The 25,686-nt window shown below is 70.6% G+C and carries 25 protein-coding genes and 2 tRNA genes; 15 read left to right on the top strand and 12 right to left on the bottom strand.

Translation table 11 applies throughout. From position 1 onward, the window contains the following. Positions 1–34 precede the first annotated feature (34 nt). Together H4N58_RS00725 and H4N58_RS00720 are read left to right on the top strand one after the other, a co-directional pair. Positions 35–763: an HAD family phosphatase gene (locus H4N58_RS00725; protein WP_167000957.1), complete on the top strand. Its 729-nt coding sequence runs from the start codon at positions 35–37 to the stop codon at positions 761–763. Beyond that, positions 760–3,255, top strand: coding sequence for a glycoside hydrolase family 65 protein (locus tag H4N58_RS00720; RefSeq protein WP_167249489.1), 2,496 nt, complete (start codon positions 760–762; stop codon positions 3,253–3,255). The genes H4N58_RS00725 and H4N58_RS00720 overlap by 4 nt, the downstream gene beginning before the upstream one ends. Before the next feature lie 282 nt (positions 3,256–3,537). Here H4N58_RS00720 and H4N58_RS00715 read toward each other — a convergent pair whose 3' ends face one another. Further along, positions 3,538–4,485, bottom strand: a complete 948-nt coding sequence (locus H4N58_RS00715; RefSeq protein ID WP_167249491.1) for a DUF6801 domain-containing protein — start codon at positions 4,483–4,485, stop codon at positions 3,538–3,540. A gap of 155 nt (positions 4,486–4,640) precedes the next feature. Next, positions 4,641–6,242 carry a phosphatase PAP2 family protein gene (locus tag H4N58_RS00710; protein WP_167000954.1) on the bottom strand — a complete coding sequence of 534 codons (1,602 nt, stop codon included), beginning with the start codon at positions 6,240–6,242 and terminating at the stop codon, positions 4,641–4,643. A 43-nt stretch (positions 6,243–6,285) separates the two neighbouring features. Between H4N58_RS00710 and serS the strand changes: the two genes are divergently transcribed. Beyond that, a complete protein-coding gene (gene serS / locus H4N58_RS00705; RefSeq protein WP_167000952.1) occupies positions 6,286–7,560 on the top strand; it encodes a serine--tRNA ligase in 1,275 nt (424 codons plus the stop codon). After that, positions 7,557–8,375 (top strand): HAD family hydrolase, encoded by an 819-nt coding sequence (locus H4N58_RS00700; protein ID WP_243845043.1) that lies wholly within the window; start codon positions 7,557–7,559, stop codon positions 8,373–8,375. The genes serS and H4N58_RS00700 overlap by 4 nt, the downstream gene beginning before the upstream one ends. A gap of 78 nt (positions 8,376–8,453) precedes the next feature. Here H4N58_RS00700 and H4N58_RS00695 read toward each other — a convergent pair whose 3' ends face one another. The 6 genes from H4N58_RS00695 to H4N58_RS00670 all read right to left on the bottom strand — a co-directional run bounded on the left by H4N58_RS00695 (position 8,454) and on the right by H4N58_RS00670 (position 12,613). Then, positions 8,454–9,089, bottom strand: coding sequence for a WhiB family transcriptional regulator (locus H4N58_RS00695; RefSeq protein WP_167249493.1), 636 nt, complete (start codon positions 9,087–9,089; stop codon positions 8,454–8,456). A gap of 207 nt (positions 9,090–9,296) precedes the next feature. After that, positions 9,297–9,857 carry a bacterial proteasome activator family protein gene (locus H4N58_RS00690; RefSeq protein ID WP_167249495.1) on the bottom strand — a complete coding sequence of 187 codons (561 nt, stop codon included), beginning with the start codon at positions 9,855–9,857 and terminating at the stop codon, positions 9,297–9,299. 59 nt (positions 9,858–9,916) lie between these two features. Continuing rightward, positions 9,917–10,756 carry a galactose mutarotase gene (locus H4N58_RS00685; protein ID WP_167000946.1) on the bottom strand — a complete coding sequence of 280 codons (840 nt, stop codon included), beginning with the start codon at positions 10,754–10,756 and terminating at the stop codon, positions 9,917–9,919. Further along, positions 10,753–11,730 carry an NAD(P)H-quinone oxidoreductase gene (locus H4N58_RS00680; RefSeq protein ID WP_167249497.1) on the bottom strand — a complete coding sequence of 326 codons (978 nt, stop codon included), beginning with the start codon at positions 11,728–11,730 and terminating at the stop codon, positions 10,753–10,755. The genes H4N58_RS00685 and H4N58_RS00680 overlap by 4 nt, the downstream gene beginning before the upstream one ends. A 20-nt stretch (positions 11,731–11,750) precedes the next feature. Further along, the gene (locus H4N58_RS00675) at positions 11,751–12,011 is read right to left on the bottom strand and encodes a DUF6457 domain-containing protein (protein WP_167000942.1); all 261 of its coding nucleotides are present in this window, start codon (positions 12,009–12,011) and stop codon (positions 11,751–11,753) included. After that, positions 12,008–12,613, bottom strand: a complete 606-nt coding sequence (locus tag H4N58_RS00670; protein WP_167249499.1) for a molybdenum cofactor guanylyltransferase — start codon at positions 12,611–12,613, stop codon at positions 12,008–12,010. Before H4N58_RS00670 ends, H4N58_RS00675 begins: the two co-directional genes overlap by 4 nt. Positions 12,614–12,658: 45 nt before the next feature. Here H4N58_RS00670 and H4N58_RS00665 point away from each other — a divergent pair, with 45 nt between their 5' ends. The 5 genes from H4N58_RS00665 to H4N58_RS00645 all read left to right on the top strand — a co-directional run bounded on the left by H4N58_RS00665 (position 12,659) and on the right by H4N58_RS00645 (position 15,385). After that, the gene (locus H4N58_RS00665) at positions 12,659–13,474 is read left to right on the top strand and encodes a carbon-nitrogen hydrolase family protein (protein WP_167249501.1); all 816 of its coding nucleotides are present in this window, start codon (positions 12,659–12,661) and stop codon (positions 13,472–13,474) included. Beyond that, on the top strand, positions 13,471–14,547 hold the full coding sequence (locus H4N58_RS00660) for a hypothetical protein (protein WP_167000936.1): 1,077 nt from the start codon (positions 13,471–13,473) through the stop codon (positions 14,545–14,547). The genes H4N58_RS00665 and H4N58_RS00660 overlap by 4 nt, the downstream gene beginning before the upstream one ends. A 102-nt stretch (positions 14,548–14,649) precedes the next feature. Then, a tRNA-Ser gene (locus H4N58_RS00655) sits at positions 14,650–14,738 on the top strand. A 19-nt stretch (positions 14,739–14,757) separates the two neighbouring features. Further along, positions 14,758–15,237, top strand: coding sequence for a hypothetical protein (locus H4N58_RS00650; RefSeq protein ID WP_167000934.1), 480 nt, complete (start codon positions 14,758–14,760; stop codon positions 15,235–15,237). A 58-nt stretch (positions 15,238–15,295) separates the two neighbouring features. After that, positions 15,296–15,385 (top strand) — tRNA-Ser (locus H4N58_RS00645). Between the two features lie 93 nt (positions 15,386–15,478). Here H4N58_RS00645 and H4N58_RS00640 read toward each other — a convergent pair. Further along, positions 15,479–16,264 (bottom strand): IclR family transcriptional regulator C-terminal domain-containing protein, encoded by a 786-nt coding sequence (locus H4N58_RS00640; protein ID WP_208322218.1) that lies wholly within the window; start codon positions 16,262–16,264, stop codon positions 15,479–15,481. Between the two features lie 163 nt (positions 16,265–16,427). Between H4N58_RS00640 and H4N58_RS00635 the strand changes: the two genes are divergently transcribed. From H4N58_RS00635 to H4N58_RS00610, 6 genes are read left to right on the top strand one after another with little or no spacing between them, the layout of a single operon-like run. After that, entirely contained in the window at positions 16,428–17,888 is a 1,461-nt protein-coding gene (locus tag H4N58_RS00635; RefSeq protein ID WP_167249503.1) for a benzaldehyde dehydrogenase, read from the top strand. A 52-nt stretch (positions 17,889–17,940) separates the two neighbouring features. Beyond that, on the top strand, positions 17,941–18,894 hold the full coding sequence (locus tag H4N58_RS00630; protein ID WP_167000930.1) for an ABC transporter substrate-binding protein: 954 nt from the start codon (positions 17,941–17,943) through the stop codon (positions 18,892–18,894). A gap of 5 nt (positions 18,895–18,899) precedes the next feature. Next, positions 18,900–19,736 (top strand): ABC transporter permease, encoded by an 837-nt coding sequence (locus tag H4N58_RS00625; protein WP_167000928.1) that lies wholly within the window; start codon positions 18,900–18,902, stop codon positions 19,734–19,736. Next, positions 19,733–20,506, top strand: coding sequence for an ABC transporter permease (locus tag H4N58_RS00620; RefSeq protein ID WP_167249505.1), 774 nt, complete (start codon positions 19,733–19,735; stop codon positions 20,504–20,506). The genes H4N58_RS00625 and H4N58_RS00620 overlap by 4 nt, the downstream gene beginning before the upstream one ends. After that, complete coding sequence (locus H4N58_RS00615; protein ID WP_167000924.1) at positions 20,496–21,338, top strand: ABC transporter ATP-binding protein; 843 nt, start codon at positions 20,496–20,498, stop codon at positions 21,336–21,338. The genes H4N58_RS00620 and H4N58_RS00615 overlap by 11 nt, the downstream gene beginning before the upstream one ends. After that, a complete protein-coding gene (locus H4N58_RS00610; RefSeq protein ID WP_208322848.1) occupies positions 21,335–23,017 on the top strand; it encodes a thiamine pyrophosphate-dependent enzyme in 1,683 nt (560 codons plus the stop codon). Before H4N58_RS00615 ends, H4N58_RS00610 begins: the two co-directional genes overlap by 4 nt. A 24-nt stretch (positions 23,018–23,041) precedes the next feature. On the opposite strand, the gene H4N58_RS00605 is transcribed toward H4N58_RS00610, so the two are convergent. Genes H4N58_RS00605 through H4N58_RS00595 form a run of 3 tightly spaced genes read right to left on the bottom strand, consistent with a single transcriptional unit; the run spans position 23,042 to position 25,622 of the window. Beyond that, positions 23,042–23,734 (bottom strand): 3-oxoacid CoA-transferase subunit B, encoded by a 693-nt coding sequence (locus H4N58_RS00605; RefSeq protein WP_167249507.1) that lies wholly within the window; start codon positions 23,732–23,734, stop codon positions 23,042–23,044. Beyond that, positions 23,731–24,423, bottom strand: coding sequence for a 3-oxoacid CoA-transferase subunit A (locus H4N58_RS00600; protein WP_167000920.1), 693 nt, complete (start codon positions 24,421–24,423; stop codon positions 23,731–23,733). The genes H4N58_RS00605 and H4N58_RS00600 overlap by 4 nt, the downstream gene beginning before the upstream one ends. Then, a complete protein-coding gene (locus tag H4N58_RS00595) occupies positions 24,423–25,622 on the bottom strand; it encodes a thiolase family protein (RefSeq protein WP_167000918.1) in 1,200 nt (399 codons plus the stop codon). Before H4N58_RS00595 ends, H4N58_RS00600 begins: the two co-directional genes overlap by 1 nt. Positions 25,623–25,686: the final 64 nt, after the last annotated feature.

The raw sequence follows: 25,686 nt of genomic DNA, 5'->3' as shown, positions 1-25,686 counted from the left end.
CGCGACCGCAACCTCGACGCCATACCCTCGAAGAGTGAGCAGATCCCCGCTGGTCCGCTGGGCCGACTACGACGCCGTGCTGTTCGATCTCGACGGCGTGCTGACACCGACTGCCGAGGTCCACATGCGTGCCTGGGCCGCGCTGTTCACCTCGTATCTCGACGAGCACCACATCACTCCCGCATACACCGACGCCGACTACTTCGCGTACGTCGACGGCAAGCCCCGCTACGACGGTGTCCGCACGATGCTCGCCTCCCGTGGCGCCACGCTGCCCGAGGGCGATCCCAGCGACCCGCCGACGGCTGAGACGGTCTGCGGCCTCGGCAACCGCAAGAACGCCGAGTTCGAGCGCGAGCTCGCCGCGAACGGCGTCGCCGCGTACCCGGGCTCCGTAGCCCTCCTCGACCACCTCGCGACCCTCCCGATCGGCCTCGCCGTCGTCTCGAGCTCGGTCAACGCGCCCGCCGTACTGGCAGCCGCGGGCCTGGCCGACCGCTTCTCGGTAGTCATCGACGGCGCCGTCGCGCGGGCGCACGGGCTGCCGGGCAAGCCCGCCCCGGACACGTACGCGTTCGCCGCCAAGGAGCTCGGCACGGACGACGCGCACTCGGTCGTCGTCGAGGACGCGGTCTCCGGCGTCCAGGCGGGCGCCGCGGGCGACTTCGCCCTCGTGATCGGCGTCGACCGCGGCGCAGGCCACCAGGTGCTGCTCGACAACGGCGCGGACATCGTCGTCTCCGACCTAGGGGAGCTCGCATGACCCCCGTCCCGCGCGACACCCCGCGCCCCGTCTCCGACTACCTCGACCGTCACCGCTGGCCGATCGACGAGTGGCGCCTCTCGGAGCGGTTCTTCAGCGCCGACGACCTCGGTCGCACGGAGACGCTGTTCGCCCTCGGCAACGGCTATCTCGGCCTGCGCGGCAACGTCGAGGAGGGGCGCGAGTCCCACAGCCACGGCACGTTCGTCAACGGGTTCCACGAGACGTGGAAGATCAACCACGCCGAGGAGGCGTTCGGGTTCGCCCGGGTCGGGCAGACGATCGTCAACGCGCCGGACGCGAAGGTCATCCGGCTCTACGTCGACGACGAGCCGTTGCTGCTGCCGGTCGCCGACCTCATCGAGTACGAGCGCACCCTCGACCTCCGTACGGGGGTGCTGTGCCGCGAGATCGTCTGGCGCACGCCCGCCGGCAAGCGTGTCCGCATCAAGGCGCAGCGCATGGTGTCGTTCACGCAGCGCCACCTGGCGGTGATGACGTTCGAGGTCACGCTGCTCGACGCCGCCGCGCCGATCACGCTGTCGTCGCAGATCCTCAACCGCCAAGATGGCGAGGACGAGTACCACGTCCGCTCCGCCGCGATGGGCGAAGGCGCCGACCCGCGCAAGGCCGAGCGGTTCGGCCGGCGCGTGCTGCTGCCGCAGCTCCAGCACGCCGACGAGGAGACCGGGCGGGTGATGCTCGGCTACAAGGCCGCCGAGTCCGGCATGACGCTCGGTGTCGGGGCCGACCACTCCATCGAGACCGTCGACCCGGTGCAGCGCCAGATGCAGGTCGACGACGACATGGCCAAGGTCGTCTACCAGATCGACGCGCAGCCCGGCCACACCGTACGCCTCACCAAGGTCGCCTCGTACCACACCTCGCGCGGCGTCCCCGCCCGCGAGCTCCTCGACCGGTGCCGCCGCACGCTCGACCGGGTCGAGGCCGAAGGGCTCCGTCGGCAGTTCGACGACCAGAAGGCGTGGCTCGCCGACTACTGGGCGAAGGCCGACGTCACCATCGGCGGCCAGCCCGCGCTGCAGCAGGCGATGCGCTGGAACCTGTTCCAGGTCGCGCAGGCCTCCGCCCGCGCCGAGGGGGCCGGCATCCCCGCGAAGGGCGTCACCGGCTCCGGGTACGGCGGCCACTACTTCTGGGACACCGAGATCTACGTGCTCCCGTTCCTCACGTACGTCTATCCCCAGCTCGCCCGGTCCGCGCTGCGGTTCCGCTACAACATGCTGCCCGCCGCGCGGCGCCGCGCCCGCGACCTCTCGAACCGCGGCGCGCTCTTCCCATGGCGCACGATCAACGGCGAGGAGGCGTCGGCGTACTACGCCGCAGGCACCGCGCAGTACCACATCGACGCCGACATCTCGTACGCCCTGAGCCGCTACGTCGACGCGACCGGCGACACCGACTTCCTCATGCGCGAGGCTGTCGACATCCTTGTGGAGACCGCGCGCCTGTGGACCGATCTCGGCTTCTGGCGCAGCGAGGGACGCGGCTCGTTCCACATCCACGGCGTGACCGGACCCGACGAGTACACGACGGTCGTCAACGACAACTTGTTCACGAACGTCATGGCGCGCTTCAACCTGCGCCGGGCCGCGCGGGCGGTGCGCGAGCTCGAGCGCGCGTGGCCGCAGGCGTACGGGCGGATGGTCGCGCGGCTGCACCTCGACAGCGACGAGGTCGAGGAGTGGGAGCGGGCCGCCGAGGCGATGGCGATCCCGTACGACGAGCACCTCGGCATCCACCCGCAGGACTCGCACTTCCTCGAGCGCGAGGTGTGGGACCTCGCGCACACGCCGGCGGACAAGCGGCCGCTGCTGCTGCACTACCACCCGCTGGTGATCTATCGGTTCCAGGTGCTCAAGCAGGCCGACGTGGTGCTCGCGCTCTATCTGCAGGGCGACCAGTTCACGACCGAGCAGAAGCGCAGCGACTTCGAGTACTACGACCCGATCACGACCGGCGACTCCACGCTGTCGGCGGTCGTGCAGGCGTTGATCGCGGCCGAGGTCGGCTACTCGGACATGGCAGTGCGCTATTTCACCGAGGCGCTCTACGTCGACCTCGCGGACCTGCACGGCAACGCCTCCGACGGCGTCCACGTCGCGTCCACCGGCGGCGTGTGGGGCACGCTAGCCAACGGGTTCGGCGGATTCCGCGACTACAACGGCGAGTTCTCGATCGATCCACGGCTGCCTGTGAGCTGGGACGAGCTGGTCTATCGGCTGACGATCAAGAAGAGCCGGATCCGCGTGCGCGTCACGGCCGATGCCGTCGAGCTCACCGTCGAGGAGGGGCCGGGCGCGAAGTTCTCCGTACGGGGCAAGATCGTGCACGTCACCGCCGCGGAGCCCGTCGTGGTGCCGCTGGAGGACCAGGGCCCCGTCCTCGCCGGAACACCCGGCCCCGGCCCGCTCGAGGGCGTACGCCGCGCCGACGGCTCCATCATCACCGCCACCGTCCCGCACCCCTAGGGCGCGCTGCACGACCTCGGAGGCGCCTCAGTTCGAGCGAGTGCCCGGGCCCTCCGCTCTCTCGGTTCGTTGGGGTACCCCAACGAACCGACGCCGCCCCTACTGGGCCGGTTGGGGTAGGTCGGGCCTCGGTCGGGTACCCCAATGAATGGCCTGGCGGAACGGTCCCCGACCCCGAAACGAGCGAGTGCCCCGACCCGTGGGCGGGCCGGGGCACTCGTCCCCTCGGAGGATCCGTACGGCGCTATCGCCGATGACGTGCTCGCGAGATGGTGCGGGTCGTTACTTCCTGACCTTCACCTTGATCGTCTTCGTCGAGCCCTTGGCGTACGCCGACCCGCCGTAGGTCACCTTGATCTTGTAGGTGCCCTTCTTCTTGAACTTCTTGAGCTTGATCGTCGCCTTGCCGTTCTTGACGGTGCCCTTGCCGACGGTCTTCTTGCCGATCTTGGCGGTGACCTTGCCGGACGCCTTCGGCGAACCGGCCGAGACGGTGACGGCGATCTTGGCCTTGGTCTTCTTGGCCTTGATCTTCTTGGGCGAGACCTTCGCGGCGACCTTCGAGGCGTTCTTGTTGATCGCGACCGAGCCGATGACGCGGCTACCTGCCGTCTTGCACGCCAGCGTGACGCCGATGCGGACATCGTCCACGTTGATGACGGTCGCGGCGATGCTGAAGGCGGCGGGCATGCTGAACGAGGCCCGAGTGTGGGCAGTTGCCGGGACCTTGATCGCGGGCACGTCGCCCACGGTCGCGATGTTCCACGGGGCGCCAGCCGTTGCGGGAACAGCGGCCTGCGCAGCCCTCAGGTTCGCGATGCCGACCGTCAGCGTCGACGAGCCGGGCGCCGAGAGGCTGACCTTGGCGTCCTTGGACTCGCCGCCGGCCGTGCGCCCGCGAAGGATGTCGTACGTCGCCTCACGCAGCGTCTCGGGGAGCGTCAGCGTGATGGTCGTCTTGCGGGTGGGCAGCGTCTGGTTGCGGTTGACGACACTCGGGACCTGGACCTGCGCACGCACACCCAGGACGTGGTTGCCGAGCGGAAGCGCGCCGGCATCGACCTTGCAGGTGTAGTTGAAGCGCTTGTCGAGGTTCACGTTGGCGGCGTTGGCTGCCGGTGCACCGGCGAGCACCAGGCCTCCGACTCCCGCGACCAGTGCAGTGCTTGTCGCGGCCGCTGCGAATCGCGTACGACGCTTGCCCGTACGGGCAGGCTTCGACTGAAGCATGATCGGTCTCCCTCCGAAGGAACGGTGCGATCTGCACCACATGCGAAAGAGAGTTCAACACCCGGTTACCACGAAGGGAACACGCGAATGACTTCCGTTACCTAACCGTGACATTTGTCCGTACGGCACGCGCGGTCGCATGCCCAGCCACGTCCTCAGCGGGGCACGCGGACCAGCAGAACGCCGGGCTCGACGGTCGCGCGGAGTTCGGTGTGGTCGCCGATCGGGTCCCCGTCGAGCTGCATCGGGGTCGGTCGGTCCGTCCGCAGCGTCACCGTACGGCCGGTCATCCGGTCGAGCCGCTCGTCGGTGCGCTTGCGACGGGCGAACAACCGCAGCCCCACCGACAGGAACGCAAACTTGTGCGGCGGCGCGATCGCCACGACGTCGATCTCACCGTCGTCGATCTGCGCGTCCGGCAGCAGCGGCAGGCCGCCCTGCAGGAACCCCACGTTGCCCACGACCACGGTCAGCGCGCGGCGGCGTACGAACGGCCCGTCGTCGATCGAGATCTGCACCCGCGTCCTGGGGAACCGGAACAGCTGCTTGACCCCCGAGACCACGTACGCGAGCCAGCCGACGCGCTTCTTGAGGTCCTCGTTGGTGCCCGTCATGATGGCCGCGTCGAAGCCGAGCCCCGCCATGACGAGGAACGTCGTCGAATCCTCCGAGCCGTCGATCGACAGCCGCACGATGTCGATCGCTCGGTCCTGGCCGACGAACGCGTTGTCGATCGCGTCGCCGGTGTGCAGCGGCAGCGAGAGGTTGCGTGCGAGCAGGTTGCCGGTGCCGAGCGGGATCACGCCGACCCCGATGCCCGTACGGGCGAGCTCGCCGCACGCCTCGCGTACGGTGCCGTCGCCGCCGGCCACGATGATCAGGTCGGCCTCACCCTCGAGCGCCTCGACGGCCTGCGACGCCCCCGGATCCTCGACGGTGGTCTCGAAGAACCGCGGCTCCGCCCAGCCGTGCCGGGCCGCAGCGTCGCGCACCTTCGTACGGAAGGCCTCCGGGTCGCCGACCTTGACCGGGTTGAGCACGACGCCGACCTGCCGGCGCCCCGTACCCGCGACGGCAGGGTGGGTGGGCTCCTCCACGGCGTACGCCGTACGGGTGAACAGCCACCAGAGGAACAGTGCGATCGCCGTCCCCAGCGCCCATCCGGCGACGACGTCGGACAGGTAGTGGACGCCGAGGAAGATGCGGTCGAGCCCGACGAGCACCCCGCAGGCGATCCACAGCACGCTCAACAGCGAGCGCAGCCCGCCTCGGCGTACGACCAGCAGCGTGACGATGACCATGATCGTCGAGAAGGTGGCGCCCGCCGTCGCGTGCCCGCTGGGGAAGGAGAAGGTGTCCAGCACCTGGATCGGGTCGTCGAACGTCGGCCGGGGGCGCTCGATCAGCCGCTTCAGCCCATAGACCGCGGCGTACTGGACGGCGATCGACAGCCCGATCCACACCGCGATCCGGTAGGACCGCCGCGCCAGCGCATACACGGCGACGATCAGCAGGACGATGCGCAGCGCCCACGGCCCGAGCCAGTCAGCGACCCACAGGAGAACGTCCGTGAGTGTCGCGCTGCCCACCACCGCCTCGTGCGCGGCGTCAGCGACCCGCTGGTCGAGGTCGATCAGCGGCGCCCACTCCCACCACACCGCAGCGGCGAGCGCGACGAAGACGGCGAAAAGGACGCCGCACGTCGTCGGCAGGAGGGCAGGGCGCGCCGGCCGGGCGCGGCGAAGGTCGATCGGCACCCGATCAGGGTAGTCGTGTCAGCCACGCCGATAGGCTGGGGGAATGATCGATGTTCGTACGCTGCGTGACAACCCTGACGAGATCCGTGCAGCCCAGGGCCGCCGCGGTGAGTCCGAGGCTGTCGTCGACGAGCTGATCGCCGCCGACGAGGCACGCCGCTCGTCGATCGGCCGGTACGAGGCGCTGCGGGCGGAGCAGAAGCAACTCGGCAAGCAGGTCGCCAAGGCCACCGGCGACGAGAAGGCCGCCCTGCTGGCCCGTACGAAGGAGCTCGCCGCACAGGTCAAGGAGGCCAACGCAGCCGCCGACGCCGCAAGCGCGACGTTCGACACGCTCTTCGCGACGCTGCCCAACCTGGCCGCTCCCGAGGCACCCGCGGGTGGCGAGGACGACTTCGTGGTCCGCGAGATCGTCGGCGAGCCGCGCGACTTCGCCGCCGAGGGGTTCGAGCCGCTCGACCACCTCGAGATCGGCAAGCGCCTGGGCGCGTTCGACATCGAGCGCGGCGCCAAGGTCAGCGGCGCACGCTTCTACTTCCTCACCGGCATCGGCGCCCAGCTCGAGCTCGCGCTGGTGCAGATGGCGATGGACCGCGCGAGCGCCTGGGGCTTCACCCCGATGATCCCGCCCGCGCTGGTCAAGCCGTCGGCGATGGAGGGCACCGGGTTCCTCGGCCAGGCCGCCGACGACGTCTACCACCTCGAGAAGGACGACCTCTATCTCGTCGGGACGTCCGAGGTGCCGCTCGCGGCCTACCACTCCGACGAGATCCTCGACGCCCAGACGTTGCCGCTCCGTTACGCGGGGTTCAGCCCCTGCTACCGCCGTGAGGCAGGCTCGTACGGCAAGGACACCCGGGGCATCTTCCGGGTGCACTGGTTCGACAAGGTGGAGATGTTCGTCTACGCGAAGCCCGAGGACTCGTACGCCGTGCACGAGGAGCTGCTCCGGCACGAGCAGGACTGGCTCGACGCGCTCGAGCTCCCGTACCGCGTCATCGACGTCGCGGCCGGCGACCTCGGCCTGTCGGCCATCCGCAAGTTCGACTGCGAGGCGTGGATCCCCACCCAGGGCAAGTACCGCGAGCTGACCTCCACCTCCAACTGCACGAGCTTCCAGGCGCGCCGCCTCGCCATCCGCATGCGCGACGGCGAGCAGATCACCCCGCTCGCCACGCTCAACGGCACGTTGATGGCGTCGACCCGGACGATCATCGCCCTCCTCGAGAACCACCAGCAGGCCGACGGGTCCGTCCGGGTCCCCAAGGCGCTGCAGCCCTATCTCGCAGGCCGAGAGATCTTGGAGCCGCTGTCTTGACGTTGACCTCACACTCCACCGACGACGCCGCCAGGACCTGGCGGCCCCGCATGATCGCCCTCGACATCGACGGCACGATCGTCGACTACGACAACAGGATGACCGACGCCGTCCGCGAGACGGTCCGCGCCGCAGCCGACGCGGGGATGCACTGTGTGATCTCCACCGGACGCGCCGTGCCGGGCGTCATGGACGCGGTCGCCAAGCTCGGCTTCGACGAGGGTCTCGCAGTGGCGAGCAACGGCTCCGTGGTCTTCTCGTACGACCCGATCACGCTCCTGCACACGGTCACTTTCGACGCCGGCCCCGCTGTACGGGCGCTGCTCGAGGCGGTGCCGGACGCTGCGGTGGCGGTCGAGAACGTCGGCGTCGGCTACCGCATGAACAAGGCGTTCCCCGACGGTGAGCTGAGCGGCACCATGGCGCACGAGCCGGTCGAGGACCTCATCGCCGAGCCCGTGAGCCGCGTGATCGTCCGCAGCCCGAATGCCTCGGCCGAGGAGTTCGCCGAGTTGGCACACTCGCTCGGGCTCGAAGGCACCAACTACTACGTCGGCTACACCGCCTGGCTCGACCTCGCACCCGAGGGAGTCTCCAAGGCGGCCGGGCTCGAGCACGTGTGCGCCGAGCTCGGTGTCGACCGCGCGGAGGTGCTCGCGATCGGCGACGGCTCCAACGACGTCGAGATGCTCGAGTGGGCCGGACGCGGGGTCGCGATGGGCCACGCTCCCCTGCACGTCCAGGCCGTTGCCGACGACGTCACCGAGACCGTCGAGAACGACGGCGTCGTACGAGAGCTCGAGAAGTACCTCTGACCTGGCCCGACGACGCCCAATGGCGCCCGTCGGGCTCTCCCTGGGCCGGCCACCCCCGTGCGTGGCCGGACTCAGGGATCACGCGCTGAGGGAACAGGGCGGCTGGACGGTGTCGGCGACCGTGCTCGTCGAGCCCCTGCCCGACATGCTGGCCGAGACCACCTCGTCGAAGACGTCCAGGACCTCGTCGACCGTCGGCCGTGTCGTCCGAGTGCGCGCCGGGGCGACCGTTCGCGGTCGCGTCGACGCCTCGCGCAGGTGGCGCTTGACGGTGGACAGTGAGCACCCGAGCCGCTCGGCGAGCTGAGCGAACGTGTCACGGGGGTAGAGGCGTCGCGCCGCAAGGATCGACTCGTGGTCGACCGGCGAGCCTGCCGTACGGACGCCGGCGATCCGGTCGATGTCGGGCGGCGTCAGCCTGATCCCGAGGCGGGAGCGCATCTCGGCGCGATCCTCGGGTGAGGTGCAGGCGGCGTAGCCCGCGACCTCGCCATCCACGACGGCGCGATAGAGGCACTGGGTGAGAAGCGGGCACGCGGCACATGCTTCGCGTGCTTGGGCGTGAGCAGCCAACCACGCGTCCCAGCTCTCACCGGAGCGGGACAGGTCTTCGAGTGGTTCGCTGAGGGTGTCGTAAACGTCGGGCATCTGGGCGCAGGCGGGGACGACGTCCGTGTGGGCGTCGACCTGGCGGCGGTCCGAGACGATGTGCATGGCGACTGCATCTCCTTGTGGACTTCGAGATGCAGAAAGTCAAACATCGGTGTCAAGAGACATATCAGGGCGAACGTACTCAGACGGACGCAAATGTCTACTCAACGCCAGGCGAGTACCGGTCACACGTCTCACACCGTAGCGCCAATAAAGGTCACCCGCACAAGTTCTGTTACGGATCCGTGACCGTGGCCCGGGGTCGTCAGCTCAGAGGTACATGCCCGGCCGCTGCTGCGGACCGTCCTCGGCCACCTGTCCGGGCACGCCGGGGCGGCCCTGGACCGGGACTCCCTGAGCCCCCGGGAGCGCACGACGCATCTGCTGCAGCTGCGCCTGCGACGCCATCTGCTGGGCGTAGATCGCCGTCTGGATGCCGTGGAACAGTCCTTCGAGCCAGCCGACGAGCTGTGCTTGGGCGATCCGGAGCTCGTCGTCCGACGGCGTCGTCTCGTTGAACGGCAGGCTGAGGCGCTCGAGCTCTTCGACCAGCTCGGGGGCGAGCCCGTCCTCGAGCTCCTTGATGGAGGTCTGGTGGATGTCACGCAGACGCGCGCGGCTGGCCTCGTCGAGCGGGGCGGACTTCACCTCCTCGAGGAGCAGACGGATCATGCTCCCGATCCGCATCACCTTCGCGGGCTGCTCGACGAGCTCGGTGACCGAGCGTCCCTGGGCTTCGTCCTCGGCCTCTGGCTCCGCGACGGGTTGCCCGTCGGGCCCGATGACCTGGTGGTGCTCGCTGCCGGTGTGGTCGAACGGTTCGCCTGCCATCCATCCACTGTAGTCAGGCAACGGCGATGCCGAGGATCGGCGACGGCATTCCGCGCTGGCTAAGCCGCGCGCGAGAGCGTGAACGCGAGGGTGTGCTGCTCCCCAGGAGCGAGCACGACCAGGTCCACCCCCGACCGGAACGCGTTGGCGGGGCACGAGCACGGCTCGACGGCGACGGAACGGCGGTCGGGCGGCGTATACGCCTGCAGCCAACGGACCCCGGCTCCCAGCCCGACCACGGTCCGGCCCACCCGCACGACCGGCGCCCCGAGGTGCCCGTACGCGGTGTCGAGCGTGGTCGTACCGATCGGTCGCGACTCGCGGAAGTCGTACGGGGTTCCTGCCACGCCGGCCGTCCCCGTCGGGAGGCGCCGGTCCGCCGACGTCTCGACGAAGCAGGCCGCGTCGAGCGCGAGCGGGGTCTGCGCGACCGGATCGGCGACGAGGTATGGGTGAAAACCGCTGCCGTACGGGGCGTCGCCCTCTCCGGTGTTCGTGGCGACGAGCGACGCGGCGAGCCCTGCATCGGACACCATGTAGGCCAGGTCGAGCCGGATGGAGAACGGATATCCGGCAACGCGGGGCACGTCGGCCTGCAGGCCGACGGACGCCGACATCTGCTCCACTATCTCCCACTCCACGTCGTGGACGAGCCCGTGCAGCGCCGTGTGCTCCTCGGTCTCGTTGAGCGCCACCTCGTACGTCACGCCGTCGAACTCGTACGTGCCGTCCTCGAGGCGGTTGGGCCACGGGGCGAGCACGGCACCGCGGTACGCGGGGTGGCTGCCCTGACCGTCCTGCGGGACCACCACGTCCTCACCGTCGTGCACCAACGACGCGAGCCCGCCCCCGTACGGGTTGACCGTCGCCGACCACGCCCCGTGCGCGAGCGTGATCACAGCGTGAGCACGACCTTGCCGACGTTGCTCGACGCGTCGAGGACCCGGTGTGCCTCGGCGACGTCCTCCAGCGGGAAGGTCGCGTGGATCACCGGGTTGAGCGTCTGGTCGGCGAACATCGACCACGTGCTCGCCGCCAGGTCGGACACGATCTCGCCCTTCTGGACCGGCGGCCGGCCGCGCAGGCTGATGGCGGCCACCGAGCCGCGCTTGGCGAGGAGGGCACCGAGGTTCAGCTCGCCCTTCACCCCGCCCTGCAGCCCGATCACGACGAGCCGCCCGTCGTGGGCGAGGGCCGCGACGTTGCGCGGGAGGTAGGCCGCGCCCATGTTGTCGAGGATGACGTCGGCACCGTGCCCCTCAGTGGCGGCGCGCAACCCCTCGACGAAGTCGATCTCGCGGTAGTTCATCGCGACGTCGGCGCCGAGCTCACGGCACGCCTCGAGCTTGGCCTCGGACCCTGCGGTCACGGCGACCCACGCCCCGAAGGCCTTGCCCATCTGGATCGCCATCGTGCCGATCCCCGATGCCCCGCCGTGCACGAGCAGGCGCTCGCCCGGCTGGAGGTCGGCGGTCATGAACACGTTGGACCACACCGTGGCCGCAACCTCCATCAGCCCGCCGGCCGCTACCTGGTCCATGCCCTCGGGCAGCGGGGCCACCTGCTCCTGGGGGACGGCGACCTTCTCCGCGTACCCGCCGCCGGCCAGCAGCGCGACGACGGGGTCACCGACCTTCCAGCGGGTGACGTCGGCGCCGACCGAGGCGATCAGGCCGGAGCACTCGAGGCCCAGCACGTCGCTCGCGCCTGGCGGCGGCGGGTAGTGCCCCTGCCGCTGCAGGACGTCGGCGCGGTTGACCCCTGCGGCCACCACGTCGATCACGACCTCACCCGGTCCGGCGACCGGATCGGGGAGGTCGACCACGGTCAACGCCTCCGGCCCTCCGGGCTCCTTCACCACCACGGCACGCATGGCCACACCGTACCGTCGGGTCAGGTGGTCCACTCCTGGGCCAGCGCGGTCACGCGGTCGAGGGCCTGGTCGAGGTCCTCGGCGCTCCCACCGGCCTGTGCGGCCGCGAAGCCGACGAGGAACGCGGTCAGCGGGGCCGCCGGCCGTTCCACCGCGTGGGCGACCTCGCGCGCGGTGTCGAGGAGGGCGTGGAGGTCGTAGTCGGGCTCGATGCCGAGGGCCGCGCAGACGACGTCACCCCAGTCGTCGAGCGAGCGCTCAGGTCCGGTCGAAGTGCTCATGCGTCCGACGGTAGGTCCTCCGGCCGGTCCACGTCATGGCCCTCCCGCCCCCGCGTGGGCAGCTGCCGTACGTGCAAGGGCTCCAGGAGCGCCCGTACGGCCACGCCGTCCCAGTCCGCCAGGCGTGTAGCGGCCGTCGTGAGAGCGTCGCGTCGCCACGCGCTGCAAAGATATTGGGCGCGCCCGTCCGGGTCGACGAGCAGCGCGCCGTCGCTCGTGGGGGACTCGTCGACCGCCGTGACCAGGCGGTCGACCGTCTCCTGGGTCACGTACGGCAGGTCGGCCGCCAGGAGGACGACGTACGGGGCAGCATCCGCGGAATCGCCCTCGATCGCGGCGATCCCGGCGACGACGGCGGCAGCGGGGCCGGCACCCGCAGGCTCCTCACGCGTCCACGCCACGGGACGTACGGTCGGACGTCGCGGCCCCACCACCCGCACATGCCGGCCACCGGAGGCAGCCCCGAGCACGCGGTCGAGCAGGGACTCTCCGCCGACACGGGCCGCGAGCTTGTCCGAACCGAACCGGCGGGACGACCCTCCGGCCACGACGATCACGTCGTACGGCGGGACTCCGGGCTGCACGATCGGTGAGACGGGCACGGCCTCACCCTGCCGCAGCGTGGACGGCCCTGCAAAGATGGACGTATGCAGGTCGCCCTCGTCCAGCTGAGCGCGACGACCGACGCCGACACGAACCGAGCGTTGGTCGACGACGTCCTCGGCACTCTCGGTCCGCGCGACGGACTCGACCTCGTCGTGCTCCCCGAGGCGACGATGCGTGACTTCGGCACCTCTGACGACGACCTCCGCAGTGCCGCCGAGCCGCTCGACGGCGCCTTCGCCGCACAGCTGGCAGGACACGCCGCGCGCCTCGGCGCCCACGTCGTGGCCGGCGGGTTCGAGAGCCGCCACGACGCCACGGGCGCAGCCGATCTCCCTTACAACGTGCTTCTCGCCTTCGCGCCCGACGGCACGCTCGTGACCACGTACCGCAAGATCCACCTGTACGACTCCTTCGGCTATGCCGAGTCCGAGCGCCTTGCCCCGGGCCAGATCGCCCCGGCCGTCTTCGAGGTCGCAGGGCGGCGCATCGGGCTGATGACCTGCTACGACCTGCGCTTCCCCGAGATGGCGCGGATGCTCGTCGACGCGGGTGCCGACGTCCTGTGCGTCCCGGCGGCCTGGGTCCGCGGGCCGCTCAAGGAGGACCACTGGTCGACGCTACTGCGCGCTCGAGCCATCGAGAACACCGTCGACGTCGTCGCCGCGGACCAGTGCGGCAAGTACGTCGGGCACAGCATGGTCGTCGACCCGCTCGGCGTCGTGGTCGCCTCGGCCGGCGAGGAGCCCGCGATCGTCCGCGCGACGCTGTCGGCCGAGCGCCTCGAGCGCGCCCGTACGACCAACCCGTCGCTGGCCAACCGCCGGATCGGCGTGACGCACGAGGTGGTGGCGCCGTGAGCAACACGTCCGGAGGCCGCCGCGCCGCGCCGCACAGGCGCGCGAGCGACACCTTGAGCTACATCCCGCCGATCCGCGAGCCTCGCTTCAGCATGAAGGCGCTGCGTGCGGCCGGGGTCAGCGGTCTGTTCCTCGCCTGGCTGGCGGGCTTCGCGGTCGCGATCACGTCCGTGGTGGCGGTCGGCTTCCCCGACCGGTATGCCCGGTACGGCGCAGCGGTGCTCGCCGTCGTCTTCACCGCCGGCGTCGCCCGGCGCAGCGGCGGCCGCAGCACGCTGTGGTCGATCCTCGTCGCCGCCTTGAGCGGCATCGCCCTGCTCACCGAGTGGTCGTGGGCCATGGCCGGCGCCTCGGTGGTGACCGCGACGTTCGGCGCGGTGCTCGCCGTCCTCATCACGAGACCGGCCGAGACTCTGTCGGGCGTCCTCCGCGAGTATGCGATCGCGCTCGTCATGGCGACCAGCGCGGCCGTCGCCGTCGCCGCCTGGAACGCCCCGCTGGTCCAGCAGCGCTATTACATCCTCGTGCTGGTGGCGGCGGTCGCGACGATCTTCGGCATCGTCTGGAGCCTCGGGGCCGGTCTGCACGGGCTCGGCCGGCGCGGCGTCACGCTGATCGCGGGCGGGGCCGGCGTGCTCGCGGTGCTCCTCGTCTACAGCACGATCGTCCGCTCGTACGGCTCGCCCGAGCTGGTGAGCGCGATCGACGACACGGCGGACTGGCTGCGCGACACCATCGGCGGCGTCCCTCGGCCCACCGAGGTGCTGATCGGGTTCCCCGCCCTCGTCTGGGGGATCAGCACGCGTTCCAACCGCCGGCAGGGCTGGTGGATGTGCGCGTTCGGCGTCGTCGGCACCGCCGTGATGGCCACCGGACTCGCGTCACCGAACGCCGACGTCACGTACGTGGCGCTGTCGACGTTCTACTCGGCGATCCTCGGGCTCGGGCTCGGGCTCCTCATCCGCAAGCTCGACCCGGGCTCCACGTCGCGCTCTGGCCGTCGTGCCGCACGCCGTGAGGACGGCGACGCGTTCGTCCGCGCCGAGCCCGCGCGCTTCACCGCCCTCAAGTAGCCCGAGCAGCTGCCCTGTCGTCCGGGTCGGTGGGTGGTCGGCGAGCCCGTACGACGCTGGTGCGACAATCGACACCGGGTGTGGTGCGCGCACGACGCCCGAGGAGGGGTGCCGGAGTGGCCGATCGGAACCGCCTTGAAAGCGGTCGCTGGCAGAAGTGTCAGCCGCGGGTTCGAATCCCGCCCCCTCTGCTCCATGATCGACGGACAGATGAGTGACACGATGCAACCCACGACGTACCGCCTGACGCTCGTCCTCGCGCTGCGGCTGTTCGGCCTGCGCATGATGGTCGCCGCCGTCGGGGCCGTGATCGCCGCGGTCCTGCTCACGATCGGCGGCTCGACCGCCGTCTGGGGAGTCGTCGCGGCTGTGCTCGTGGCGCTCCTGGTGGTCGCGTCGGCCGCGGCCCTGCGCTGGCCTCCGCGCCTGATCACGCTCACGGAGACCGGATATCGCGTCCACCGCGTCCGTGGTGCCGGGGTGCGTGCGGGTTCCTGGGCGCAGGTCGAGCGCGTCGACGACATGCCGAGCCCTGCAGGCGGCACGGACCTCGTCATCGGCCTCGAGCAGGGGCGTACGACGCGGCTGCCGATGATGCTGTTCGGCATCCGCGGGCTCGACCTCCAGCGCGAGATCCGCGAGCGTCTGAACGCCTCCCACGGCTACCGCCCGTTGCCGCCCACATCGTGAGCCACGGCCCCGATTGGATCGGTCCCCGTACGACCTTGTAGCCTTGAGCGGCACGCCTGGAGGTGTCGCATAGTGGCCTAGTGCGCCCGCCTGCTAAGCGGGTTGAGGTTGAAACCTCTCGCGGGTTCAAATCCCGCCACCTCCGCCAGACGAAGCCGCGACCGGACTCCGGTCGCGGCTTCGCTCGTTCTCGAGCCGCGCGCGCCAGCCGAGTCGAGCCGGTCGTCAGCGTCGCCGCTGCTCAGGCGCCGGTGACGCGGAGGTCGCGACCGATCTGCGAGGCGGTCTCGAGCAGCGGCGGCAGCAGGCGCTCCTGCGCCTCGGCGACGGTGCCCTGGGTGGCGCTCATCGAGATGTTCGCTGCCGCGATCACTGCGCCGCCGGCGTCGCGGATCGGTGCGGCGATCGAGCGCAGGCCGACCTCGAGCTCCTGGTCGACGAGCGCCCATCCCTGCGCCGCAACCTCGTCGAGCACCTCGTCGAGCGCGGGGCGCGAGGTGATCGTGCTCGGCGTGAGCGCGACGAGATCGCCGGTGTCGAGCACGCGCGCACGCTCATCCCGGTCGAGCCCTGCGAGGAGCACCCGCCCCATCGACGTCGCGTACGCGGGAAAGCGGGTGCCGACGCTGATCGCGACCGTCATGAGGCGGCGGGTGGGGACACGCGCGACGTACACGATCTCGGAGCCGTCGAGCATCGAGACCGACGACGACTCGTTGACCTCGTCGGTCAGCCGCTTGAGGTGCGGGGTCGCGATCTCGGGCAGGGAGATGCTCGACAGGTAGGCATACCCGAGCTCCAGCACGCGCGGGCGCAGCCAGAACTCGCGGCCGTCGGTGTCGGTGTAGCCGAGGTCGACGAGGGTGTGCAGGAAGCGTCGCGCCGTCGCCCTCGTGAGGCCGGTCTGCTTCGCCACCTCCGACAGCGTCATGCGCGCATGGTCGGCATCGAAAGCGCGGATGACCGCAAGTCCTCGTTGGAGCGACTGGACGGACGCCACCGGCCGCCCCTCGTCAGTGATCGCCACGCTCGCACCTTATCCGTGATCAGCGTCCCCCCGGGGGGACGGCGTGAAGAGAGCCGCATCCACCGTTGCCCTGTGACAGGCGTCACGGTATGTTCGGATATTGCACAGACGTTCACTATGCGAACGCTCGTGAACGCTACCACGATCAAGGAGGCAGTCGCCCATGCTCGACCCAGCCATCTGGACCGGCAAGATCTTCCTCGGAGGCGAGTGGATCGAGCCGTCGGACGGGCAGACCTACCCGGTCATCGAGCCGGCCACCGGCGACGAGCTCGGCCGTGTCGGCCGGGCCGGAGCGGCCGACGTCCGGCTGGCCGCCGAGCACGCCATCGCTGCTCAGCGCGAGTGGGCGGCCCGCCCGAACAGCGAGCGCGCCGCCGTCCTGCGCCGCGCGGGCGACCTGTGGGCACAGCACGCGGAGACCATCCAGCAGTGGAACATCCGCGAGGTCGGCGCGATCCCAGGCATGGCGGGCTTCGCCCTCAGCGTCGGCGCCGCGGAGTGTTACGAAGCCGCCGCGCTGCCGTCGCACCCGACCGGCCAGGTCCTCGCCACCGAGGAGTCGCGCCTGTCGTTCACGCAGCGCGTGCCCGCCGGCGTCGTCGCGGTGATCTCGCCCTTCAACGTGCCGATCATCCTCGGCATCCGCGCCGTGGCCCCCGCGCTCGCGCTCGGCAACGCGGTGATCCTCAAGCCGGACCCGCGTACCGCGGTGACCGGCGGCGTCGTGCTCGCACGCATCTTCGAGGAGGCGGGTCTCCCGGCAGGCGTCCTGCAGATGCTCCCCGGCGGCGCGGACGTCGGCGAGGCACTGACCACCGACGAGGACATCGCGGTCATCGCGTTCACCGGCTCGACCGCCGCCGGCCGCAAGGTCGGCGAGGCCGCCGGCAAGCACCTCAAGCGCGCACACCTCGAGCTCGGCGGCAACTCCGCCCTTGTCGTCCTCGAGGACGCCGACGTCGACAAGGCCGTCAACCTCGCCGCGTGGGGTGCGTTCTTCCACCAGGGTCAGATCTGCATGACTGTGGGGCGCCACCTCGTCCACGAGAGCCTGTACGACGACTTCGTCGCCAAGCTCGCCGAGAAGGCCTCGCACCTCCCTGTCGGCAACCCCGCCACCGACCAGGTCGCCCTCGGCCCGATCATCGACGAGGGCCAGCGCGACAAGATTCACGCCCTGGTCACCGCAAGCATCGAGGCCGGAGCCCGCCTGGTCACCGGCGGCGAGTACGAGGATCTCTTCTACCGCCCGACGGTCCTCGCTGACTCGCCTGTCGACGCGCCGGCGTACGCGGAGGAGGTCTTCGGACCGGTCGCGTCCGTCGTGAAGTTCTCGTCCGTCGACGAGGCGATCAAGCTCGCGTCGGCTGGTCCGTACGGGCTCTCGCTCGGCGTCGTCACCAGCAACGCCGCCGCGGGTCTCGAGGTCGCCGCCAAGATCCCGACCGGGATCGTCCACGTGAACGACCAGACGGTCAACGACGAGGCCAACGCGCCGTTCGGGGGCGTCAAGGCGTCCGGCACCGGATCTCGGCACGGCGGGGCCGACGCCAACATCGAGGCGTTCACCGAGACCCGCTGGGTCACGGTCCGCAACGAGCCACCCACCTACCCCTTCTGATCAGCCCCCTACTGGTCCGCGGGCCAGCCCCCGTACAGCCCCAAGGAGAACCATGCGTCGCATAGCCACCACCGTCCTCGCCGCGGCGGCCCTGACCCTCGTCGCCGCCTGCGGAGGCGGTGACTCCGACGACACGAGCGCCGACGGAGACACCAAGATCAAGGTCGGCGTGATCCCCATCGTCGACACCGCCCCGATCTGGCTCGGCAAGGAGAAGGGCTTCTTCGAGGAAGAGGGCATCGACCTCGAGATCACCACGACCACCGGTGGCGCCGCCGCGGTGCCGGGCGTGGTCAGCGGCGACTTCGACTTCGCCTTCGGCAACGTCGTGTCGCTCATGGTGGGTGCGGACCAGGGGCTCCCGCTCGAGTTCGTCGCCAACGGCACCTCGTCGGCCGGCAAGGAGCCCGACTTTGGCGCTGTGCTCGTGCCCGAGGACTCCACGATCCAGACGCCGAAGGACCTCGTCGGCAAGACGGTGTCGGTCAACAACCTCAAGAACATCGGCGACACGACGGTCCGCCACGCGATCGAGCAGGACGGCGGTGATCCCGAGAACGTGAAGTTCGTCGAGGTCGCGTTCCCCGACGCCCCAGCTGCGCTGGCCAAGAAGCAGGTCGACGCGATCTGGGTCCTCGAGCCGTTCATGTCCGCCGCACTGGCCGACGGCGCGCGGGTGGTCACCTACAACTACCTCGACATGTCGCCGCAGCTCGACATCGCGGGCTACTTCACGACAACGCAGTACATCAAGGAGAACGAGGACCTCGTCGAGCGCTTCACGCGCGCGATGAACAAGTCGCTCGACTACGCCGGCGACAACGAGCAGGAAGTCCGCGACATCGTCGGGACGTACACCAAGATCGACGAGGCCACCCGCGGCAAGATGGTCCTCCCAGTCTTCCGCTCGGAGTTCGACCGTGAGTCGATGGAGCTCCTCGGCGCTGCCGCGGTCAAGTACGGCACGCTCGAGAAGGAACCCGACCTGGACGCACTCCTGCCATGACCTCGATGAGCTCCGCACCTCCGGCGGCAGGAACGGCTTCACCCCCGGGTCGTTCCCGCCGCCGGGGGACCGCGGTCCCGTCGGGTGTGCTCGGGTTCCTCGGCATCGTCGGTTTCCTGCTGCTGTGGGAGCTCGTCGTCCGTGCCGGGATCGTGGAGCCCGAGTACCTCCCTGCGGCGAGCACCGTGTTGTCCGAGCTCGCATCAATCGCCACCACGGCCGCGTTCTGGGAGGCGGTCGGCTGGACGCTTCGCACCTGGGCAGTGGGCCTGGCCGTCTCGGGCGTCGCCGCGATCGCCCTCGGTCTGGTCATCGGCGGCAGCCGCTTCCTGCGCAAGGCCACCCACACGACCATCGAGTTCTTGCGACCGATCCCCTCGGTCGCGCTGATCCCGCTGGCCGTCCTGCTCTACGGCACCTCGATGCAGTCGACGCTGCTGCTCGTCGTGTACGCGGCGTTCTGGCAGGTGCTCATCCAGGTCCTGTACGGGGTCGGCGACGTCGACCCCGTCGCGGACGACACCGCCCGCAGCTACGGCCTCGGCTGGATCGCCCGGGTGCGCTACCTCGTGTGGCCGTCGGCGTTGCCGTACGTCATGACCGGCGTGCGCCTCGGCGCCGCGGTCGCCCTCATCCTCACGATCACCGGCGAGCTGGTGATCGGCGGCGGCGGAGTCGGCACGCAGATCGCGCTCGCCCAGAGCGGCGGCGCCGTGCCGGAGCTGTACGCACTGGTGGTCACGACCGGCCTCATCGGAGTCGGCATCAACCTGCTCGTCCGCGCGATCGAGAAGCGGACGCTGCACTGGCACGTCTCGGTCCGCAGGGAGGCGGTCGCATGACCTTCGTGAAGAAGGCCGCGTACGCCCTCGGCCTCCCGGTCCTCCTGATCGCCCTGTGGTGGTTCCTCTCACGCGACACCACGAACTTCTACGTCCCGAAGCCGGGCGAGCTCGCCACGACGTTCGTCGACACCTGGATCGGGGAGCGGTTCCGTACCGACATCCTCCCGAGCGTCGCGCGCTTCGCGATCGGTACCGCGCTCGCGATCGTCCTCGGCATCGCGGCCGGCGTGTGGATCGGCTCGGCGCGCCGTGTACGGAGCCTGCTCGAGCCGCTGCTCGAGTTCTTCCGCGCGATCCCACCGCCGGTCCTCGTGCCGATCCTCATCCTGATCGTCGGTGTCAACGACCGGATGAAGATCACGGTCATCGTCATCGGCGCGGTCTGGCCGGTGCTCCTCAACACGATCGAGGGCGTGCGCTCCGTCGACACGGTCCTCCTCGACACCGCCCGGACATACGGGCTGAAGGGTTGGACCCGGCTGCGGACGGTGGTCCTGCCGAGCGCCGCTCCGCAGATCGCGGCCGGCGTACGCCAGTCACTCGCGATCGGCCTGATCCTCATGGTGATCTCGGAGATGTTCGCGTCGTCGTCCGGCCTGGGGTTCACGATCGTCCTGTTCCAGCGGTCGTTCGCGATCCCCGAGATGTGGAGCGGCATCGTGCTGCTCGGCCTCATCGGCGTCGCGGTGTCGGTCGTCTTCCAGCTCTGCGAACGCAAGATCCTGCATTGGTACTACGGCCAGAAGGAGGTGCAGCATGGTCGGTAACAGCGCCCCCGTCGCATCCGGCGCCCTCAAGGGCACCGATGCGCCGGTGACTCTGTCGGTCCGAGGGCTGCAGAAGATCTACTCGTCCGACAACGGTGACGTCGAGGCCGTCCGCGACCTCACGTTCGACCTGCGCCAGGGTGAGCTGGTCTGCCTCGTCGGCCCGTCCGGGTGCGGCAAGACCACGCTCCTGCGGTGCATCGCCGGGCTGCTCGAGCCGACCGCGGGCACCGTCGAGCTCGACGGCACCCGGGTCACCAGCCCGCCGAAGAAGATGGCGGTCGTCTTCCAGGAGTACGGGCGCAGCCTGTTCGCATGGATGACGGTGCGCCAGAACGTCGAGCTGCCGCTCAAGAACGCGGGCATGGGCAAGGCCGAGCGCAAGGCCGCGGTCGAGAAGGCGCTGCACGCCGTCGGGCTCGACCACGCCGCCGGCTCATACCCGTGGCAGCTGTCGGGCGGCATGCAGCAGCGCGTCGCGATCGCGCGCGCCGTCGCGTACGAGCCCGAGGTGCTCCTCATGGACGAGCCGTTCGCGGCCGTCGACGCGCAGACCCGCGCCGATCTCGAGGACCTCATCCGCACGGTGTGGAAGGAGCTCGGCGTCACGATCCTGTTCATCACCCACGACATCGACGAGTCTGTCTATCTCGGCGAGCGGGTGCTGATCCTGTCCAACTCGCCGACAGTCGTGCAGGAGGACCTCACGATCGACCTGCCGGCCGAACGCGACCAGCTCACAACGCGGTCGATGCCGCGATTCACCGAGCTGCGGGCGCACGTGTACGAGCAGATCCAGAGGGCGAAACGGGGCAAGGGAGCCGCTGAGTGAGCCCGCACCCGCCCCGCACCCCGCCGGTCGAGCCCACCCCGCCGGTCGAGCCTGTCGAGACCACCGTCCGCGACGCCACGTACGAGGTGATGCGCCGTCAGGACATGACGACGATCTTCTCCAACCCGGGCTCGACCGAGGTCGCGTTCCTCGTCGACCTGCCCGACGACCTCGACTTCGTGCTCTCGCTGCACGAGGGCTCAGTCGTCGGCATCGCCTCGGGGTGGGCGATCGCGCGGCGCGAGCCCGCGTTCGTGCTGCTCCACACGACAGCCGGCCTCGGCAACGCGGTCGGCGCGATCGCCACGGCGCGGGTCAACCGTGCACCGATGGTGATCGTGGTCGGCCAGCAGGATCGGCGCCACCTCGCGCTCGAGCCGTTCCTCGCGGGACGGCTCGAAGGGCTCGCCGGCGACTACCCGCTCGACGTGCTCTCGCCCGTACGGGCGCAGGACGTGCCGTCGGCGGTCGAACGCGCCGCGCACCGCGCCCGTACGGACCAGGGGCCGGTCGTCGTCATCGTCCCGATGGACGACTGGGAGGCCCCGTACGACGCGACCGACGTGTCCTCGCCGCGCGAGGTGCAGGCGCCACGCCCGGCCTCGGTGGACGTCGACGCGCTCGCGGCGCTGGTCGCGAGCAGTGGGCGGACGGCGATCCTGGCCGGCTCCGGCAACGACGACGTCGCCGGGTGGCGCACGCTCACCGCGCTCGCCGAACGGCTCGGCGCACGGGTGTGGCAGGAGCCGTTCGGGGCACGCGCAGGGTTTCCTCAGGACCACCCGCTGTTCGCCGGGCACCTCCCGGCGGACCGGCCGCGCGTCCGGGAGGCGCTCGACGGCGTGGGCCTGCTGCTCGTGGTGGGGGCAGCGGCGATCCGCCAGTACCCGTACGCCCCAGGTCGGCTCGTGCCCGAGGGCACCAGGGTCGCGGTCGTGACCGCGGATGCGCAGGAGGCGTACCGCTCACCCGCTGACCTCGCGGTCGTCGCACCGCCGGCGGTCGCGATCGCGTCGCTGCTGGCGCACCCGGTGCTCGCGGCGATGGAGGCGCTCGAGCCCACCTCGCCTGTCGAGACCATCCCGTCGGTCGAGACCATCTCGTCGGTCGAGCCTGTCGAGACCACGCCTCTGACCGCCGCCGACGTCTTCCGTACCCTCGCCGCCGTGCTGCCCCGCGACACCGTCCTCGTCGAGGAGTCACCGTCGTCGCGACCGCTGCTGCAGGCGATGGTCCCCGCACGCGAGCCGCTCGGGTTCGTGTCGGCGGCGATGGGCGGGCTCGGCTTCGCGATGCCCGCCTCGATCGGGCTCAAGATGGCGCTGCCTGAGCGTCCCGTCGTGACGGTGGTCGGCGACGGGTCGGCGATGTATGCGATCCAGTCGCTGTGGACCGCCGCGCGCGAGGACATCGGCGTGCTGTGCCTGGTGATGGCGAACGGCGGCTATGCGGTCATGGACCGGCTCGCCGAACGCGTCGACGGCAAGCCGCCGTGGCCGTCGTTCCTCGAGCTGTCCGTCGGCCGCGTCGCGGAGGCTTTGGGCTGCCGGGTGATCCGGGTCGACGACAAGGCCGCGCTCGAGGCGACCCTCGCCGAGGCCGCCTCACGGCTCGACCAGCCCGGCGGGCCGCTCGTCGTCGAGATCGCGGTCGCGCAGGACACGCACTTCGCGCCCTAGGCGTACGGGCGCCCCGCCCGCGCCTCAGTCCTCCAGGCGCCGCAGCGCGACAGGGAGCCGCTCGCGCAGCGCATCGACGGTGATGCCGTACGTCTCCCGTACGGTCACGCCGTCCGCGCCGACGTCGAACACCCCGTACTCGGTGTAGACCCGGCTCACGCACGCGAGCCCGGTCACGGGGTACGTCAGCGCCTCGACGAGCTTGCTCGACCCGTCCTTGGCAAACATCGTCATCATCACGAAGACGTCCTTCGCGCCGACGGCGAGGTCCATCGCACCACCGACGGCGGGGATCGCGTCGGGGGCGCCGGTGTGCCAGTTGGCGAGGTCGCCGTGCTGCGAGGCCTGGAACGCACCGAGCACGCACACGTCGAGGTGGCCGCCGCGCATCATCGCGAAGGAGTCGGCGTGGTGGAAGTACGAGGCGCCGGGCAGCTCGGTCACCGGGAACTTGCCCGCGTTGACCAGGTCGGGGTCGATCGCGTCGCCCTCGGCCAGCGGGCCCATCCGCAGCATGCCGTTCTCGGTGTGCAGGACGATGCCCTTCTGGTCCGGCAGGTGGTCCGCGACGCGGGTGGGCTGCCCGATGCCGAGGTTGACGTAGGCGCCTGCCGGGATGTCGCGTGCGACGATCTCCGCCATCTCGTCGCGCGACAGGGGCTCACGGTCGGCGTGCTCCAGGGTCGCGACGCCTCGTACGGTCTGGTCGACGGTCATGTGTGCGCTCCTTCGCGGGCGGCGATGCGCTGCTCGGCCCCTACGGCGACGACACGGTCGACGTAGATCCCCGGCGTCACCACGACCTCGGGGTCGATCTCGCCGGCCTCGACGACGTCGTCCACCTCGACGATCGTGGTCGAGGCGGCAGTCGCCATCACGGGGCCGAAGTTGCGGGCGGTCTTGTGGAAGACGAGGTTGCCGAGGGTGTCCGAGCGGCGGGCCGCGATCAGTGAGACGTCACCGCGCAGCGGCGCCTCGAGGACGTAGCCGCGTCCGTCGATCGTGCGCGTCTCCTTGCCCTCAGCGAGGATCGTCCCGTACCCGGTCGGCGTGAAGAAGCCGCCGATCCCGGCACCGGCCGCGCGCATCCGCTCGGCGAGGTTGCCCTGCGGAACGACCTCCAGCTCGATCTTGCCGGCACGGTAGAGGCCGTCGAACACGTACGAGTCGGACTGCCGCGGGAACGAGCAGATCATCTTGCGAACCTGCCCTGCGGCGAGCAGCGCGGCGAGGCCGGTGTCGCCGTTGCCGGCGTTGTTGCTGACGACGGTGAGGTCACGGGCGCCCTGGCGTACGAGGGCGTCGATGAGGGTGAACGGCATGCCTGCGGGTCCGAAGCCACCCACGAGGACGGTCGAGCCGTCCGCGATGTCGGCGACGGCCGCGTCGGCGTCGAGGACGCGCATCAGGAGGCCACGCTCTCAGAGGAGCTCGTGTTCTCGAGAACCACGGCGAGGCCCTGGCCGACGCCGATGCAGATGCCGGCGACGCCCCAGCGCTGGCCGGTCGCACGCAGCACGGCGGCGAGGGTGCCGAGGACGCGTCCGCCCGACGCCCCGAGCGGGTGGCCGATCGCGATCGCGCCTCCCCACTGGTTGACGATCTCGGGGTCGATCGGCCACGCATCCACGCAGGCGAGGCTCTGGACGGCGAACGCCTCGTTGAGCTCGACGGCTCCGACCTGGTCCCAGCCGATCCCGGCACGGGCGAGGGCACGGTTGGCCGCCTCGACAGGGGCGTACCCGAACTCGTGAGGATCGAGCGCCATCACGCCGCGGCCGGCGATGCGCGCGATCGGGTCGCGGCCGATGAGGTCGGCGCCGCGCTCAGAGCCGAGCAGGACCGCGCTGGCGCCGTCGTTGAGCGGTGAGGCGTTGCCGGCCGTGATCGTGCCGTCCGGGCGGAACGCGGGCTTGAGCTTCGCGAGGCTCTCGGGGGTCGACCCCGGACGGATGCCCTCGTCACGGGTGAGGTCGACGCCGTCCACCGGCACGACCAGGTCGCCGTAGTGTCCAGCCTCCCACGCGGCATGTGCGCGCTGGTGCGAGGCCGCGGCGAAGGCGTCCTGCCGCTCGCGCGAGATGCCGAAGCGCTCTTGGAGCTGCTCGTTGCACTCGCCGAGCGAGATCGTCCACTCCTTGGGCATGCGCGGGTTGACGAGGCGCCAGCCGAGGGTGGTCGAGACCGCCTCGACATTGCCCGCCGGGAAGGCGCGCGACGGCTTCGGCATCACCCAGGGCGCGCGGCTCATCGACTCGACACCGCCGGTCAGGACGACGTCGGCGTCACCCGACTCGATCGCGCGCGAGCCGGCGATCGCCGCGTCGAGACTGGACCCGCAGAGGCGGTTGACGGTGGTGCCCGGAACGCTCGTGGGGAGGCCGGCGAGCAGCGCGGCCATGCGACCGACGTTGCGGTTCTCCTCGCCGGCGCCGTTGGCGTTGCCCCAGACCACGTCGTCGATCGCGGCCGGGTCGAGCCCGGGCGAGCGCGTCGTCGTGGCGGCGACCACGGTGGCGGCGAGGTCGTCGGGCCGGACTCCGGCCAGCGCTCCGCCGTACCGGCCGAACGGGGTCCGCACGGCGTCGAACACGTAGGCGGGCATCGCACTCCTCTGGGCCGTCATGAGGCCGATGCCGCCGCGTTCGTCATCACCGTTCGCTGTGCGA

The sequence above is a fragment of the Mumia sp. ZJ1417 genome (genome assembly GCF_014127285.1).
Taxonomy (GTDB): Bacteria; Actinomycetota; Actinomycetes; order Propionibacteriales; family Nocardioidaceae; genus Mumia.
The sequence above is the reverse complement of the archived record's forward strand: the minus strand, read 5'-3'. Positions and strand labels throughout refer to the sequence as shown.